Origin of the sequence: Pseudomonas sp. (assembly GCF_035497915.1) — a bacterium.
GTDB lineage: Bacteria > Pseudomonadota > Gammaproteobacteria > Pseudomonadales > Pseudomonadaceae > Serpens.
The window spans coordinates 39,101-53,613 of record NZ_DATJCS010000041.1 but is presented as its reverse complement, the minus strand read 5'-3'; the positions used below and the strand labels follow the sequence as shown (position 1 = coordinate 53,613).

The 14,513-nt window shown below is 66.6% G+C and carries 17 protein-coding genes; 10 read left to right on the top strand and 7 right to left on the bottom strand.

Going from position 1 to position 14,513, the window contains the following annotated elements:
* Positions 1-27: 27 nt before the first annotated feature.
* Complete coding sequence (gene thrH, locus VL129_RS13235) at positions 28-645, bottom strand: bifunctional phosphoserine phosphatase/homoserine phosphotransferase ThrH (protein WP_325413435.1); 618 nt, start codon at positions 643-645, stop codon at positions 28-30.
* Between the two features lie 173 nt (positions 646-818).
* Here thrH and VL129_RS13230 point away from each other — a divergent pair, with 173 nt between their 5' ends.
* On the top strand, positions 819-1,553 hold the full coding sequence (locus VL129_RS13230; protein ID WP_325413433.1) for a phosphoadenylyl-sulfate reductase: 735 nt from the start codon (positions 819-821) through the stop codon (positions 1,551-1,553).
* 51 nt (positions 1,554-1,604) lie between these two features.
* Here the strand turns inward: VL129_RS13230 and cysB are convergent, their stop codons facing one another.
* Complete coding sequence (gene cysB / locus VL129_RS13225) at positions 1,605-2,576, bottom strand: HTH-type transcriptional regulator CysB (RefSeq protein WP_325413431.1); 972 nt, start codon at positions 2,574-2,576, stop codon at positions 1,605-1,607.
* A 238-nt stretch (positions 2,577-2,814) separates the two neighbouring features.
* Between cysB and VL129_RS13220 the strand changes: the two genes are divergently transcribed.
* On the top strand, positions 2,815-3,888 hold the full coding sequence (locus VL129_RS13220; protein WP_325413429.1) for a 3-deoxy-7-phosphoheptulonate synthase: 1,074 nt from the start codon (positions 2,815-2,817) through the stop codon (positions 3,886-3,888).
* 41 nt (positions 3,889-3,929) lie between these two features.
* On the opposite strand, the gene VL129_RS13215 is transcribed toward VL129_RS13220, so the two are convergent.
* Positions 3,930-4,202: a GNAT family N-acetyltransferase gene (locus tag VL129_RS13215; RefSeq protein WP_325413427.1), complete on the bottom strand. Its 273-nt coding sequence runs from the start codon at positions 4,200-4,202 to the stop codon at positions 3,930-3,932.
* Positions 4,203-4,566: 364 nt separating this feature from the next.
* Between VL129_RS13215 and VL129_RS13210 the strand changes: the two genes are divergently transcribed.
* A complete protein-coding gene (locus VL129_RS13210; protein ID WP_325413425.1) occupies positions 4,567-4,818 on the top strand; it encodes an Lpp/OprI family alanine-zipper lipoprotein in 252 nt (83 codons plus the stop codon).
* A 67-nt stretch (positions 4,819-4,885) separates the two neighbouring features.
* Here the strand turns inward: VL129_RS13210 and VL129_RS13205 are convergent, their stop codons facing one another.
* The 3 genes from VL129_RS13205 to VL129_RS13195 all read right to left on the bottom strand — a co-directional run bounded on the left by VL129_RS13205 (position 4,886) and on the right by VL129_RS13195 (position 6,929).
* The gene (locus VL129_RS13205) at positions 4,886-5,857 is read right to left on the bottom strand and encodes a L,D-transpeptidase family protein (RefSeq protein ID WP_325413423.1); all 972 of its coding nucleotides are present in this window, start codon (positions 5,855-5,857) and stop codon (positions 4,886-4,888) included.
* 138 nt (positions 5,858-5,995) lie between these two features.
* Positions 5,996-6,280, bottom strand: a complete 285-nt coding sequence (locus VL129_RS13200; protein WP_325413421.1) for a hypothetical protein — start codon at positions 6,278-6,280, stop codon at positions 5,996-5,998.
* A gap of 55 nt (positions 6,281-6,335) precedes the next feature.
* The gene (locus tag VL129_RS13195; RefSeq protein ID WP_325413419.1) at positions 6,336-6,929 is read right to left on the bottom strand and encodes an arylesterase; all 594 of its coding nucleotides are present in this window, start codon (positions 6,927-6,929) and stop codon (positions 6,336-6,338) included.
* Between the two features lie 10 nt (positions 6,930-6,939).
* Here VL129_RS13195 and VL129_RS13190 point away from each other — a divergent pair, with 10 nt between their 5' ends.
* Genes VL129_RS13190 through greB form a run of 3 tightly spaced genes read left to right on the top strand, consistent with a single transcriptional unit; the run spans position 6,940 to position 10,651 of the window.
* Positions 6,940-7,623: an ABC transporter ATP-binding protein gene (locus VL129_RS13190; protein WP_325413417.1), complete on the top strand. Its 684-nt coding sequence runs from the start codon at positions 6,940-6,942 to the stop codon at positions 7,621-7,623.
* Positions 7,623-10,130 (top strand): ABC transporter permease, encoded by a 2,508-nt coding sequence (locus VL129_RS13185; RefSeq protein WP_325413415.1) that lies wholly within the window; start codon positions 7,623-7,625, stop codon positions 10,128-10,130. Before VL129_RS13190 ends, VL129_RS13185 begins: the two co-directional genes overlap by 1 nt.
* A 17-nt stretch (positions 10,131-10,147) precedes the next feature.
* Complete coding sequence (greB, locus tag VL129_RS13180) at positions 10,148-10,651, top strand: transcription elongation factor GreB (protein ID WP_325413413.1); 504 nt, start codon at positions 10,148-10,150, stop codon at positions 10,649-10,651.
* A gap of 14 nt (positions 10,652-10,665) precedes the next feature.
* Here greB and VL129_RS13175 read toward each other — a convergent pair whose 3' ends face one another.
* A complete protein-coding gene (locus VL129_RS13175; RefSeq protein ID WP_325413411.1) occupies positions 10,666-10,953 on the bottom strand; it encodes a class I SAM-dependent methyltransferase in 288 nt (95 codons plus the stop codon).
* A 171-nt stretch (positions 10,954-11,124) separates the two neighbouring features.
* Here VL129_RS13175 and thpR point away from each other — a divergent pair, with 171 nt between their 5' ends.
* The 4 genes from thpR to VL129_RS13155 all read left to right on the top strand — a co-directional run bounded on the left by thpR (position 11,125) and on the right by VL129_RS13155 (position 14,496).
* Complete coding sequence (gene thpR, locus VL129_RS13170; RefSeq protein WP_325413409.1) at positions 11,125-11,661, top strand: RNA 2',3'-cyclic phosphodiesterase; 537 nt, start codon at positions 11,125-11,127, stop codon at positions 11,659-11,661.
* A 114-nt stretch (positions 11,662-11,775) separates the two neighbouring features.
* Positions 11,776-12,090: a lipase secretion chaperone gene (locus VL129_RS13165; protein WP_325413407.1), complete on the top strand. Its 315-nt coding sequence runs from the start codon at positions 11,776-11,778 to the stop codon at positions 12,088-12,090.
* Positions 12,091-12,120: 30 nt separating this feature from the next.
* A complete protein-coding gene (locus VL129_RS13160; protein ID WP_325413406.1) occupies positions 12,121-12,942 on the top strand; it encodes a TatD family hydrolase in 822 nt (273 codons plus the stop codon).
* Positions 12,943-13,020: 78 nt separating this feature from the next.
* Entirely contained in the window at positions 13,021-14,496 is a 1,476-nt protein-coding gene (locus VL129_RS13155; RefSeq protein ID WP_325413405.1) for a methyl-accepting chemotaxis protein, read from the top strand.
* Positions 14,497-14,513: the final 17 nt, after the last annotated feature.

Sequence of the window (14,513 nt, the reverse complement as noted above, 5' to 3'; positions counted from 1 at the left end):
GGCGGCCATTTGGGCCGCCTTCTGGTCTTACAGGCTCAGCGCCCGATTCGACGCCTTGAGGAACTCCTGCTTCAGGTCCCCGTAAGTGTGCACCGCCGGGAACTGCGGGAACTCGCGGATGACGTTGTCCGGCGCGTGGAACAGGATGCCGGCATGCGCCTCGGACAGCATGGTGGTGTCGTTGTAGGAGTCGCCGGCAGCGATCACACGGTAGTACAGGCTCTTCAGCGCAATGACGGACTGACGCTTGGGGTCCTTCTGGCGCAGCTGGTAGCCCACCACGCGGTCGGTCTCGTCGACCACCAGCTTGTGGCACAGCAGGGTCGGGAAACCCAGCTGGCGCATCAGCGGCTGGGAGAACTCGTAGAAGGTGTCGGAGAGGATGACGACCTGGAAGCGCTCGCGCAGCCAGTCGACGAATTCCACGGCGCCTTCCAGCGGCTTGAGCGTGGCGATCACTTCCTGGATGTCGCGCAGCTTCAGGCCGTGCTCATCAAGAATGCGCAGACGCTGCTTCATCAGCACGTCGTAGTCGGGAATGTCCCGGGTGGTCGCCTTCAGCGCCTCGATGCCGGTTTTTTCCGCAAACGCGATCCAGATTTCCGGGACCAAGACGCCTTCCAGGTCGAGACAAGCGATCTCCACGAGAACACTCCTAGGGTGAGGTGAGAAAGGGCCGCACTCTAGCCGGTCGGCACAGACGGCGCAATTGGACTCTTATAACCGGCAAGGCGGGTACGGGGCATTTTGGTTATTTAATTGCATAGCGCGCCCGGTGCTACCATCGCGGCCCCAGGTTGCAACCCTCCGAGAAACACATGATCGAGCCCAGCCACATTGCCGAACTGGCAACCCGCTACGCCGAGAAAACGCCCCAGGACATCCTCAAGCTCGCCTTCGAGCACTTCGGCGACGACCTGTGGCTTTCCTTCAGCGGCGCGGAGGATGTGGTGCTGGTGGACATGGCCTGGAAGCTGAACCGGAACGTCAGGGTGTTCAGCCTGGACACCGGGCGCCTGCATCCGGAGACCTACCGCTTCATCGAACAGGTGCGCGAGCACTATTCACTGCCCATCGAGGTTCTCAGCCCGGACCACGCCCGGCTGGAAGCTTTGGTGCGCGAGAAGGGCCTGTTCAGCTTCTACAAGGACGGCCACGGCGAATGCTGCGGCATTCGCAAGATCGAGCCGCTGCGCCGCAAGCTGGCCGGCGTGCGCGCCTGGGCCACCGGCCAGCGCCGCGACCAGAGCCCCGGCACGCGCAGCCAGGTGGCGGTGCTGGAGATCGATGCCACCTTCTCCACCGCGGACAACACCCTCTGCAAGTTCAACCCGCTGGCGCAGATGACCAGCGCCGAGGTCTGGGGCTACATCCGCATGCTGGAGCTGCCCTACAACCCGCTGCACGAGCGCGGCTTCATCAGCATTGGCTGCGAACCCTGTACCCGCCCGGTGCTGCCCAACCAGCACGAGCGCGAAGGCCGCTGGTGGTGGGAAGAGGCCACCCACAAGGAATGCGGCCTGCACGCCGGCAACCTGATTCACAAGGGTTGAAACCCAGAAAAAACAGCCGGCAAAGCCGGCTGTTTTTTTAGATGCTGGACATCAGTAGACCGGCAGTTTGACGTCCGCGAACAGCTCGTCCAGCTCCAGCTTGTTGCGGCATTGCACCGCCTTGGCCTGCATGTCGCGGGTCAGGTGCGGCGCGAAGGACTCGATGAAGTCGCTCATGAAGCCACGCAGGAAGGTGCCGCGGCGGAAACCGATCTTGGTCACGCTGGACTCGAACAGCTCGCTGGCATCCAGGGTCACCAGGTCGTCATCGTGCTCGTCCACCGCCATGTGCGCCACGATGCCCACGCCCAGCCCGAGGCGCACATAGGTCTTGATCACGTCGGCATCGGCGGCGGTGAACACCACCTTCGGCGACAGGCCGCGCCGATTGAAGGCCTCGTCCAGCTTGGAGCGGCCGGTGAAGCCAAACACATAGGTGACGATCGGGTGCTCGGCCAGCGCCTCCAGCGTCAGCTTGGGTAGCGCGGTCAAGGGATGTCCCTTGGGCACGATCACGCAGCGGTTCCAGCGGTAGCAAGGCATCATGACCAGATCGCCGTACATCTCCAGGCCTTCGGTGGCGATGGCGAAATCCACCGTGCCGTCGGCGGCCATCTCGGCAATCTGCGTGGGCGAGCCCTGATGCATGTGCAGCGTCACGTCCGGGTAGCGCTTGATGAAGCGGTCGATGACCGGCGGCAACGCGTAGCGCGCCTGGGTGTGGGTAGTGGCGATGGACAGGTTGCCTTTCTTCTCGTTGGAGAATTCCTGGGCAATCTGCTTGATGCTTTCGACCTTGCGCAGGATCTCGCCGGCGGTCTGGATGATGTATTCCCCCGCCGGGGTGACGCGCGTGAGGTGCTTGCCGCTGCGGGCGAAGACCTCGACACCCAGCTCGTCCTCCAGCAGGCGAATCTGCTTGCTGATGCCCGGCTGGGAGGTATAGAGGCTCTGAGCCGTCGCCGAGACGTTCAAATCGTGATGCGCCACTTCCCAGATGTAGCGCAGTTGCTGAAGCTTCATGTCAGATCCTCTTTCGACTCGGTCGCCGCCTTGCTTATAACCATATGGCGAGTATACGAGCAACGATAAAAGTCATTCAGCAATAGTCATGCGGCCTAAATCCGTCTGGCCGCCGCCCTGTCCCATTGTCGAGCCGAGGGCTGTCGCGTTATGGTTCGCCCTCCCCGCCTCCGCGCATCCAGCTGTGCCCGCCGCAAGGGGATGCCAGGCGGCCGGCTCCGTGAATACGAGTACCTCGATGGCTGATTTACCGATCAACGACCTGAACGTGGCTTCCAACGAAGCCCTGATCACTCCCGAGCAGCTCAAACGCGAGATGCCGCTCAGTGAGACCGCCCTGCAGACCGTCAGCCACGGCCGCCAGGTGGTGCGCGACATCCTCGACGGCAAGGACCATCGCCTGTTCCTGGTGATCGGCCCCTGCTCGATTCACGATCTCAAGGCCGCCCTCGAGTACGCCGAGCGCCTGAAGAAACTGGCCGACGAAGTTTCCGACACCCTGTTCCTGGTGATGCGCGTGTACTTCGAGAAGCCGCGTACCACCGTGGGCTGGAAGGGTCTGATCAACGACCCCTACCTGGACGATTCCTTCAAGATCCAGGACGGCCTGAACATCGGTCGCCGCCTGCTGCTGGACCTGGCCGAGATGGGCCTGCCGACCGCCACCGAGGCGCTGGACCCGATTTCGCCCCAGTACCTGCAGGACCTGATCAGCTGGTCCGCAATCGGCGCGCGCACCACCGAGTCCCAGACCCACCGGGAAATGGCTTCCGGCCTGTCCTCGGCGGTCGGCTTCAAGAACGGCACCGATGGCGGCCTGGCCGTAGCCATCAATGCCCTGCAGTCGGTTTCCCGTCCGCACCGCTTCCTGGGCATCAACCAGCAGGGCGCGGTCTCCATCGTCACCACCAAGGGCAACCCCTATGCCCACGTGGTGCTGCGCGGCGGCAACGGCAAGCCCAACTACGACTCGGTCAGCGTAGCCCTGTGCGAGCAGGAGCTGAGCAAGGGCGGCATCCAGCCGAACATCATGGTCGACTGCAGCCACGCCAACTCCAACAAGGATCCGGCGTTGCAACCGCTGGTGATGGAGAACGTGGCCAACCAGATCGTCGAGGGCAACAACTCGATCATCGGCCTGATGGTGGAAAGTCACCTGGGCTGGGGCAGCCAGAGCATTCCCAAGGATCTGTGCCAGCTCAAGTACGGCGTGTCCATCACCGATGCCTGCATCGACTGGGACACCACCGAGAAGGCCGTGCTGGCCATGCGCGACAAGCTCAAGGATGTGCTGCCCAAGCGCCAGCGCTGAGAGCTCGCCACAAAAGAAAGCCGGGCTCTGCCCGGCTTTCTTCATTTCGCCTGACGCTGTCGCCGCTCCATGTAGCGCTCCACATAGGAGCAGGACGGAATCACCGAATAGCCCATGCGTTCCGCATATTGCAGCGCATGTTCGGTGAGCGCCGCCGCAACGCCCTTGCCGCGCAGGTCGTTGGGCACGAAGGTGCGATAGATATCCCAGGTCTGCTGACCCAGATCCATGTAGGCCAGATAGGCGCGGTGGCCATCCACGGTCATTTCGAACTGATGACCCGCCAGATCGTGGTGGATGGAAGCCTCTTTCATGTGTTCTCCCGCACGGCATCGAGCGTCAGGCCACCCTTCCTGCGGACTGCCCGGCGCGTCACTGGATCGCTTGCCATCCCGGCAATGGCCAACACTCTACACCCGCAGCCAGCGTTCCACCTAGTGCGTGGAAGAAGCCCGATTCCGACCGGCTCGCCCGGAACTTTATGCCACCGGAGTGGATCACATGGCGGCTTCATCGCAAGTCTCCGCGCACGGTATAAAACGTCGTGCCACGGAAACTGTCTTTAATTTGCAAGCTGTCCGTTCCGTGTCTAGAAATGTGATTGGCAGCGTGTAGGCCGCTGGTTTCCCGGTCGCGGGAAATAGCCGATACAGTAAAGCCCACCATAAGGGGAATCCAATGAACAACACTCTGAAACTTTCTGCTATCGCCTTGGCCGCCGTTCTGGCCGCTGGTTGCAGCAGCACCAGCAGCGATACCGAGGCCCGCATGACCGCCAGCGAAGACTCCGCCGCCCGAGCCCAGGCCCGCGCGGACGAAGCCTATCGCAAGGCCGACGAAGCCCTCGCCGCCGCGCAGCGCGCTCAGCAGACCGCCGACGAAGCCAACGAGCGGGCGCTGCGCATGCTGGATCGCGCCAGCCGCAAGTAAGGGACACACCCTTGGGAAGCCGATCCGGATCCGGATCGGCTTTTTTTTGTTTCCGACCCGCGCGACGTCAGGGCCCGTTATCGGCCAGCCCCTCTACCGGCTGCTGCGTCACGGCCGAATCGCGCCGGGCGATTTCCACCGGCAGGCCGTCCTCGGCAGCCACCACTTCGCGCAACATTTCCCAGTCCAGCTGCTGGGAACCGAGGTCGTCACGCGCCAGCAGCGCATTGATGATGCCCGCGTGCTTGTCCACCACCGACATCTTGCCGTCATCCTCCAGCGGCGCATGCACTTCCAGGAAATAGTGCCCACCGCCCACGCCCAGCTTGTACGGCTGGTTGATGATGCGCACCGGCGTGCCCACCGGCAGCATCTCGGCCAGCTCCAGCACGTTGTGGTTGAGCATGCGGAAGCAGCCATGGCTGACGCGCATGCCGATGCCAAACTTCTTGTTGGAACCGTGGATAAGGTAGCCCGGCAGCGCCAGGTTCATTTTCAGCGGCCCGAGGGGATTGTCCGGTCCCGGCGGAACCACGGCCGGCAGCGGATCGCCCTCGGCGGCATGTTCCTCACGGATCGATTTGGGCGGGTACCAGGCCGGGTTCGGCGTCTTGGCGGTGATACGGGTTTCCGTGACGGGCGACGACCAGCCCTCGCGACCGATGCCCAGCGGGTAGGTGTAAACGACGTTGCGCCCTTTCGGGTAGTAGTAGAGGCGGTATTCGGCAAGGTTGATGACGACGCCTGAGCGCGGCCCCGGCGGCAGGATGTAGCGCGTCGGCAGGATGATCTCGGTGCCTTCGCCAGGCAGCCAGGGATCCACCCCCGGATTGGCCGCGACCAGCTCCAGATAACCCAGATCGTTGGCCTCGGCGATGGCCGCGAAGGTGTCCTCGTAGCGACTCTCGATCACGCGCACCTGGCCGACCACATCCTCGCCCTCCGGCGGCAATGGCAATTCCAGCGCCTGGGCGATCCCCGTGGCGCCGAGGGTGAGCAGGACGGCACGGCGCAGCGAAACAAGAAGAGGGACAAACATCCGAAACGAACCCTTGGCTGACTGAACAGACGAAGCAGTGGACGGCCCATCGGGCCGACGAATTCAGACTGCGAGGCGGATCAAACGTTCAGCGGCAGCGACGGAATCAGGGAAAAACCGGACCAGCGGGCGCTGCCGCTACCAGACCGGCGTAGCCTCGTGCCGCCGGCCCTGGCGATGGGCCTTGAGCGTAGCCAGGCAACGCGGACAGAGGCGTCGATCATTCAGCCCTTCCGGCTCGACCGAACGGAAGTGAGGGCGGGCAGGCAGCAGATGGCCACAGAGCGTGCGGTCACCCTGGCCGGCCAGCTCCAGTTGCCGGACGACCAGGTGCACGCGCACCTCGCGACAGGCGAACAGGTCGAGCTGCTCGTCCGGCTCGATCAGCTGATAGGCGTACAGGGACCAGGCGTGACGCGGCATGGCAGGCTCCAGGAGGGGGCGCCACCTTAGCCGAAAGGGGCAAGCCGGGAAAGCGTCAGAGCAGCGGTTCAAGCACCGGCCAGAGATTGTCCAGCAGGCGTTGCTGGGCCTCGGCGCCGGGGTGGATACCATCGGCCTGCATCATGCCTTCGACACCGCCAACCCCCTCCAGGAAAAACGGCACCCAGGGCAGTTGGTGTTCGCGCGCCAGGTCGGCGAACACCTGCTCGAAGGCGCGGTTGTAGCGCACGCCGTAATTGGGCGGCAGACGCATGCCCAGCAGGATGGGCTGAGCGCCCGCCTCCCGGCTGCGCTGAATCATTGCGTCCAGATTCTGCCGCAGTTGCGCCGGGGGCAGACCGCGCAGCCCGTCGTTGCCGCCCAGCTCGATCACCACCCAGTCCGGCTGGTGCTCGGCCAGCAGCCGGGGCAGACGTGCACGGCCGCCGGCCGTGGTGTCGCCGCTGATCGAAGCATTGACCACCTGGTGGTCTGCCAGGCGCCGCTCCAGCAGGGCGACCCAGCCCTGGCTGGTATCCAGCCCCAGAGCGGCGCTGATACTATCGCCGACCACCAGCAGCGTACCGGCCAGGGCGGACTGCCCCCACAGCAGGCAAGCCAGGCCTCCCGCCAGAATCCACGCACGCATTGGAACCCCCATGATCAACAGCATTCTCAGCGCCCGGAACCTTAGCAAAGTGGTCCCCGGCACGGAAGGCGCGCTGACCATCCTACATCCCCTGTCGCTGGAACTGTCGGCCGGCGACAGCCTGGCCATCGTCGGCAGTTCGGGCTCCGGCAAATCCACCCTGCTCGGCCTGCTGGCCGGCCTGGATCGTCCCAGCGGCGGCGAGGTGGTGCTGGCCGGCAACGCCCTGGAGAACCTCGACGAGGATCAGCGCGCCCGGGTGCGCGCCGAGCATGTGGGCTTCGTCTTCCAGTCCTTCCAGTTGCTCGACAGCCTGAACGCCCTGGAGAACGTCATGCTGCCGCTGGAACTGGAGGGCCGCGCCGACGCCCGCCAGCGCGCCACCGAACTGCTCGAGCGGGTGGGCCTGGGCCAGCGTCTGCGTCATTACCCCCGGCAGCTGTCCGGCGGCGAGCAGCAGCGCGTCGCCATCGCCCGCGCCTTTGCCGCCGAGCCCGGCCTGCTGTTCGCCGACGAGCCCACCGGCAACCTGGACAGCCGTACCGGTGAGCGCATCAGCGATCTGCTGTTCGATCTGAATCAGGAGCGCGGCACCACCCTGGTGCTGGTCACCCATGACCAGCGCCTGGCCCACCGCTGCCGCCGGCAGATCCGCCTGGAAGGCGGTCGACTGATCGAGCAGGAAGAACCCTGATGCCCCGTCGCATTCCCTTCGCCCGCCTGTTTGCCCTGGCGGCCCGCCAGTTGCTGCGCGACCTGCGCGCCGGCGAGTTGCGCGTGCTGTTCGGCGCCGTGCTGATCGCCGTGGCGGCCAGTACCGCCATCGGCTACTTCGGCGCACGTCTGAACGGCGCCATGCTGCTGCGCGCCAGCGAATTCCTCGGCGCCGACCTGGTGCTCAGCGGCAGCGCGCCAGCCAGCGCCGAACAGCTCGCCCCGGGGCACGCGCTGGGCCTCGATCACGCCCGCGCGGTGGAGTTCTCCAGCGTCATCGCCACCGATCTGGGCATCCAGCTGGCCAGCGTCAAGGCCGCCGACGATGCCTATCCGCTGCGCGGCGAACTGCGCGGCGCAGCCGAGCCCTACGGCGTGGAAAACCCCGGCTCCGGCCCGCGACCGGGCGAAGCCTGGGCCGAGGCCCGGCTGTTCGCCGCACTGGAATTGCAGGTGGGTGACAGCATCGAAGTGGGCGAGAAGAGCCTGCGCCTGACCCGCGTGCTGACCCACGAGCCGGACCGCGCCGGCGACTTCTACAGCCTGACGCCGCGAGTGCTGATGCACCTGGATGACCTCGACGCCACGGGTGTGGTGCAGCCCGGCAGTCGAGTGCGCTACCGGGAACTGTGGCGTGGTTCGCCGTCCGCGCTGCAGGCCTACCGACAGGCCCTGGAAGGACAGCTGCAACCCAGCCAACGCCTGCAGGACGTGCGCGATGAGAACCGCCAGATCGGTGGCGCCCTCGAGCGCGCCGAGCAGTACCTGAACCTGGCCAGCCTGGCCGCCATCCTGCTCGCCGGCGTAGCCGTGGCGCTGTCGGCCAACCGCTTCGCCGTGCGCCGTTTCGACGCCAGCGCGCTGCTGCGCTGCCTCGGCCTGTCACGCCGCGAAGCCCTCGGCCTGTATGCCCTGCAATTGCTGATGCTCGGCATTGCGGCCAGCGTGGTGGGCGTGCTGCTGGGCTGGCTGGCGCAGCTTGGACTGTTCCGTCTGCTGGCTGGCCTGTTGCCGGCGGACATCCCGCCCGGTGGCGTGCTGCCGGCACTGGCCGGTACCGCCACCGGCCTGCTGGCCCTGGCCGGCTTCGCCCTGCCGCCGCTGGCCGCCTTGGGCCGTGTGCCGCCGCTGCGCGTGCTGCGCAGCGATGTGCAGCCGCTGCCACCGGGCGCCTGGCTGGTCTATGGTTCGGCGCTGCTGGCGCTGGGCGTGATCATGTGGCGGCTGAGTCTCGACCTGACGCTCACCCTGGCCCTGCTCGCCGGCGGTCTGCTGGCCGCCATCGTACTGGGCGGCCTGCTATTGGCGGCACTGACCGGCCTGCGCCGTCTGCTGCGCGACGCCGCGCTGCCCTGGCGCCTCGGCCTGGGCCAGTTGCTGCGCCATCCGCTCGCGGCCGTGGGCCAGGCGCTGGCCTTCGGGCTGATCCTGCTGGCCATGGCGCTGGTCGCGCTGCTGCGCAGCGAACTGCTGGACACCTGGCAGGCCCAGTTGCCGGAGAACGCCCCCAATCATTTCGCGCTGAACATCCTGCCGGATGATCGCCAGGCCTTCGCCGAACGCCTGGCGACCCTGCAGGCCACGGCCGCCCCGCTCTATCCGGTGCTACCCGGCCGCCTGGTGAGCATCAACGACCAGCCAGTGCGCGAGATCGTCAGCAAGGACTCGCAAGGCGAGCGCGCGATCCGTCGTGACCTGAGCCTGACCTGGGCCGCCGACCTGCCGGCCGACAATCAGCTGCTGTCCGGGGAGTGGTGGTCGCAACCGCAGCCGGGTGACCTGCCGGGCGTCTCGGTGGAAAGCGAGCTGGCCGCAAGCCTGAAGGTGACGCTAGGCGACCGCCTGCGCTTCAGCATCGCCGGCAGCGAGCACGAGGCGCGGGTCACCAGCCTGCGCCAGGTGAACTGGGACAGCTTCCAGCCGAACTTCTACATGATCTTCGAGCCGGGTTCGCTGCAGGATCTGCCGGTGACCTACCTGACCAGCTTCCATCTGCCGGCCGGCCAGGAACGCGAGCTGGTGGCCCTGGCCCGCGCCTTCCCTTCCGTGACCCTGCTGCAGGTGGATGCCCTGCTGGAGCAGCTGCGCGGCATCCTGGAACAGGTGACCCTGGCGGTGGAGTACGTGCTGCTGTTCGTGCTGGCCGCCGGGCTGGTGGTGCTGGCCGCCGGGCTGCAGGCCACGCTGGACGAGCGCATTCGCCAGGGCGCCCTGCTGCGCGCCATTGGCGCCTCGCGGCGTTTGCTGGTGCGCGCCCGGCGCAGCGAATTCGCCCTGCTTGGCGCCGCCAGCGGGCTGCTCGCCGCGCTGGGCTGCGAGCTGTCCAGCGCCCTGCTCTATCGTTTCGTCTTCGATCTGGAATGGCAGCCGCACCTGTGGCTGCTGGCGCTGCCACTGCTGGGCGCCCTGCTGATCGGCACCGCCGGCGTGCTGGGTACCCGCCGCGCCCTCAATGCCAGCCCCCTGCAGGTGCTGCGCGAAGGCTGAGTCGTCAGGAAGGAATCATGAGTCGCTATCGTCCCCCGCGTACCGCCGGTACGCCGCTGATCACCCCGGAAGGCGAGGCCCGCTTGCGCGCCGAGCTGCACGAACTGTGGAACGTGCGCCGACCTCAGGTCACCCAGGCGGTGAGCGAGGCCGCCGCACTGGGCGACCGCTCGGAGAACGCCGAATACATCTACGGCAAGAAGATGCTGCGCGAGATCGACAGCCGCGTGCGTTTCCTGCGCAAGCGCCTGGAGAACCTCAAGGTGGTGCGCGAGCGTCCGGCCGATCCGCACAAGGTGTATTTCGGCGCCTGGGTCACCCTGGAGGACGAGAACGGCGAGACGGCGCGCTACCGCATCGTCGGACCGGACGAACTGGACCTCAAACAGAACCTGATCAGCATCGACTCGCCACTGGCCCGCGCCCTGGTGGGCAAAAGCCTGGACGCCGAAGTGCACGTGCCCACGCCCACCGGCGACCGGACCTGGTATCTGGTGGAGATCGAATACCCTGAGGCCTGAACGGCGACGCGGTCTCAGCGTCGGATGATCAGGCCCTTGCGCGCCACCCGCACCAGTTGTCCGATGCAATCGAGGCCGGGCGCCTCGATCACCGCGAGATCGATACTGTCGGTCGCCAGCCTGGCCAGCGCCGCACCTTCCTCGGCGAAGCGGATGCGCAGCGGCCCACGCTGGCCGGGCAATGCATCGAGCTGCTTGAGCAATTCGACCTGGCGCTGGCCGCCGAGCAGGATCTGCAGGTCACGACCGGCCAGGCCGCGGGCAAGGGGAGCGGTACGCAGGGTGAACAGGGAGGAATTCATGGAGGGATGCTTCCGCCTCGCGAGAACCACTGGACAGCGGTGGGAGGCATCACCGGAACCAGCGCTTTAGCGGTATTTTGCTCAGGCGCCCCGCAAGTAGCTGACTAAATCGGCGCCGGGGCGAAATGCTAGGAAGCCCCACCCCACCTGTCAACCACGACGGCCGCCCGCATGACCCACGATCGCCTGCGCCTGTTCTTCGCCCTGCCCTGTCCCGAGCCTGTCGCCGAAACGCTGAGCGCCTGGTCCCGGGCCAACTGCCCGGACGGGCGCGCGCTGCACCCCGCCGACCTGCATATCACCCTGGCGTTTCTCGGCAGCCAGCCGGCAGAGCGGCTGCCGACCCTGACCGCCCTGGCGGAACGCCTGCCGCTGCCCGGCTTCGAACTGGAGCTAGCGCTACTGGAGCGCTGGTCCGACCTGCTGGTGCTATTGCCCGGCCAGGCCCCGGCTGCGCTGCTGGAATTCCAGGCCAGCCTGCTGGAGCACTTGCAGGCGGCTGGGGTGACCTACGAACAGCGCCCTTATCGTCCGCATCTGACCCTGGTGCGCCGACTCGCTGCCACCCATCTACCGCCCCTTGCCCCGCAGGTCGCCTGGCCGGTCCGCGAATGGGGCCTGTACCGGAGTGTCGAGCAGCAGCCGCGTTACCAGTGCCTGGCCCGCTGGCCGACTGTGTCGGGCTGTAACAGTTTTGCCGCCCCTTGAACCGCTGCGCCGACCCGGATGCCCGTCGTCACAGGGCCTGGGCGCTTGGGCACGATTCCTGCTCGGCCAAGTGACCGCGAAGCAGGACGCTTCGCCCCAGTCATCGAGTCGCCGATGAAGAAGCTGTTGCTGGCCCTGGGCCTGATGCTGATATTCGCCTTCGGCGGCCTGCGCCTGCTGCCCGGCGATACGGATGACACCCATCATCTGCTGCCGCTCAGCGCCAGCGAGGCGCGGGCCTGGGAGCACCGCCTGCGCGCCTATCACCGAGCCAGGGCGCGCATCCAGCTCAATGACCGGCTGGACAACGACGCGCAGCGAATGGCCATCGAACAGCTGCAGATCGATTACTTCGACGACACCGAGCGGGCGCGCCTGCGCCAGTACGAAACCCTGCGGGATAGGCAGCGGCAGGCGCTTGATTTATAAGGACACTTCCTCGCCGTCTGTGGAAGCGCCATGCTCATCGATATCGGAGTGAACCTCACCCACCCCAGCCTCGCCGCCGACCTGGACGGCGTGCTGGAGCGCGCCCGCCAGGCCGGCGTCGCGCAGCTGATGGCCACCGGCACCAGCCTGGCCGAAAGCGAGCAGGCGCTGCGTCTGTGCGAAGAGCACGATCCCGATGGTGGCCGCCTGTTCTGCACGGCCGGTGTTCACCCGCACGATGCCAGCCAGTGGCAGGATGACCACCGCCGCCAGTTGCAGGCACTGCTGCGCCACTCACGCGTGCGCGCCGTGGGCGAATGCGGGCTGGATTTCAACCGCGACTTCTCGCCCCGCCCGGTGCAGGAGAAAGTCTTCGCTGCGCAACTGGAACTGGCGGCCGAACTGGGCATGCCGGCATTCCTGCACGAGCGCGAGGCCGATCAGCGTCTGCTGGCCATCCTCAGGGACTTCCGCGATCACCTGCCGGCCGCAGTGGTGCATTGCTTCACCGGCGAGCGCCGTGCGCTGTATGCCTATCTGGATCTCGATCTGCACATCGGCATCACCGGCTGGATCTGCGACGAACGTCGGGGCACGCACCTGCAGGAACTGGTGCGCGACATCCCCGCCGGCCGCCTGATGCTGGAAAGCGACGCGCCCTACCTGTTGCCACGCACGTTGCGGCCGAAACCGAAAAGCGGTCACAACGAGCCGGCCTATCTGGGCGAGGTGCTCGCCATGGTGGCTCGCCAGAGAGGCGAAACGCCGGAGGCCGTCGCCGCTCATACCAGTGCCTGCGCCCGCGCCTTCTTCGGCCTGCCCGACGCCTCGGCGGGCGACCGGGTTTCTTGATTTTTCTCATGCCGGCCGGCATGGCGCCGATATAGTGTTGCCTGCGTCACATTCCTATAACGATAAAAAGACCATTCCATGGGACTCCACCTTCGCGACCTCTCTCTCAAGTACAAGTTCTGGGCGCTCAACGCCGTCTCCTTCGCCATCACCCTGCTGCTGGTGCTGTTCGCCATGCATCAGGAACAGGATGCCCGCGAAACGGCGGCGCGCCAGCAGGCGCAGGCCCAGGCCGAACTGCTGGCCCGCTGGCCCGCTGGCACGGCGTTGCCGGCCAGCGAGCGGGTGCTGGTGTACGCCCCCGACGAGCAACCGCGTCACAATGGCGCCCTCCTGCCACTGCCGCGACAGAGCGGCTGGACGGCACTGGAGCATGGCCTGCTCGAGCGGCAGCCGCTGATAGGCGCACAGCTGATCGACCTCGCCGATGGCCGCCGAGCCGCCGTGCTGGCGGTGGGCGCGGGACTGGGCGAGGTGTTTTTCGAACGGGCCGGTAGCTACGCGGTGGCGGTGCTGGTGCTGATGCTGGCGCTGCTGGCCAGTTCGCAGTTGCTGATCCGCTTCCTGCTCACCCACCTGAACACCCTGCGCGGGGTCATGCTGCACGTCGAACGCAGCGGCGATCTCTCCGCCCGGGTGCCGCTCGACAGCCACGATGAAGTGGGCGAGATGGCCAGCGCCTTCAACGCCATGCAGGCCGGCTACCAGCGCATCGTCGGCGTGGTGGCACAGAGCGCCGCGCAATTGGACGAAGGCGCCACCCGCCTGGCGACCGCCATGGGCCAGGTACAGCAGGGCATGGTTGGCCAGCAGAGCGAAACCGACCAGACCGCCACGGCCATTAACGAAATGTCAGTGACCGTGCACCACATTGCCCAGCACGCCGCCGACACCCGCGACCAGTCGCTGGCGGCGGACCGCCTGGCCAGCACCGGGCAGACGGTGGTGGAGCGGGTGGAGCAGTCCATCGCCGGGCTCTCCAACGGCATCCAGGAAACCGCGCAGATGGTCGAACGCCTGGCCCAGGACAGCGAGAAGATCAGTGGTGTGGTCAACGTGATTCACGGCATCGCCGAGCAGACCAACCTGCTGGCGCTCAACGCCGCCATCGAGGCGGCCCGCGCCGGCGAGCAGGGACGCGGCTTTGCGGTGGTGGCCGATGAAGTGCGCAACCTGGCCCGCCGGGTGCAGGATTCCACGGACGAGATCACCACCATGGTCGGCACCCTGCAGGGCGGCACTCGGGACGCGGTGGAGTTCATGCGGGAAAGCTCGCTGCGCGCCGATGACTGCGTGCAACTGGCCCGCGAGGCCGAGCAGGCCCTCGGGGAGATCGCCCAGGCGGTCGAGCAGATGCGCGACAGCAACATGCAGATCGCCACGGCCGCCGAGCAGCAGAGCCAGGTGGCGGAGGAGATGACCCGCTCGGTGATCGGCATCCGCGACTTCTCGGAGAAGACCGTGCTGCAGACCCGCGACTCCACCAGCACCAGTACCGAGCTGGCCAATCTGGCCAGCCAGCTCAACCAGGCCATCGGCAAGCTGAAGCTGTAGCCCTTCGCCGGCGAAAG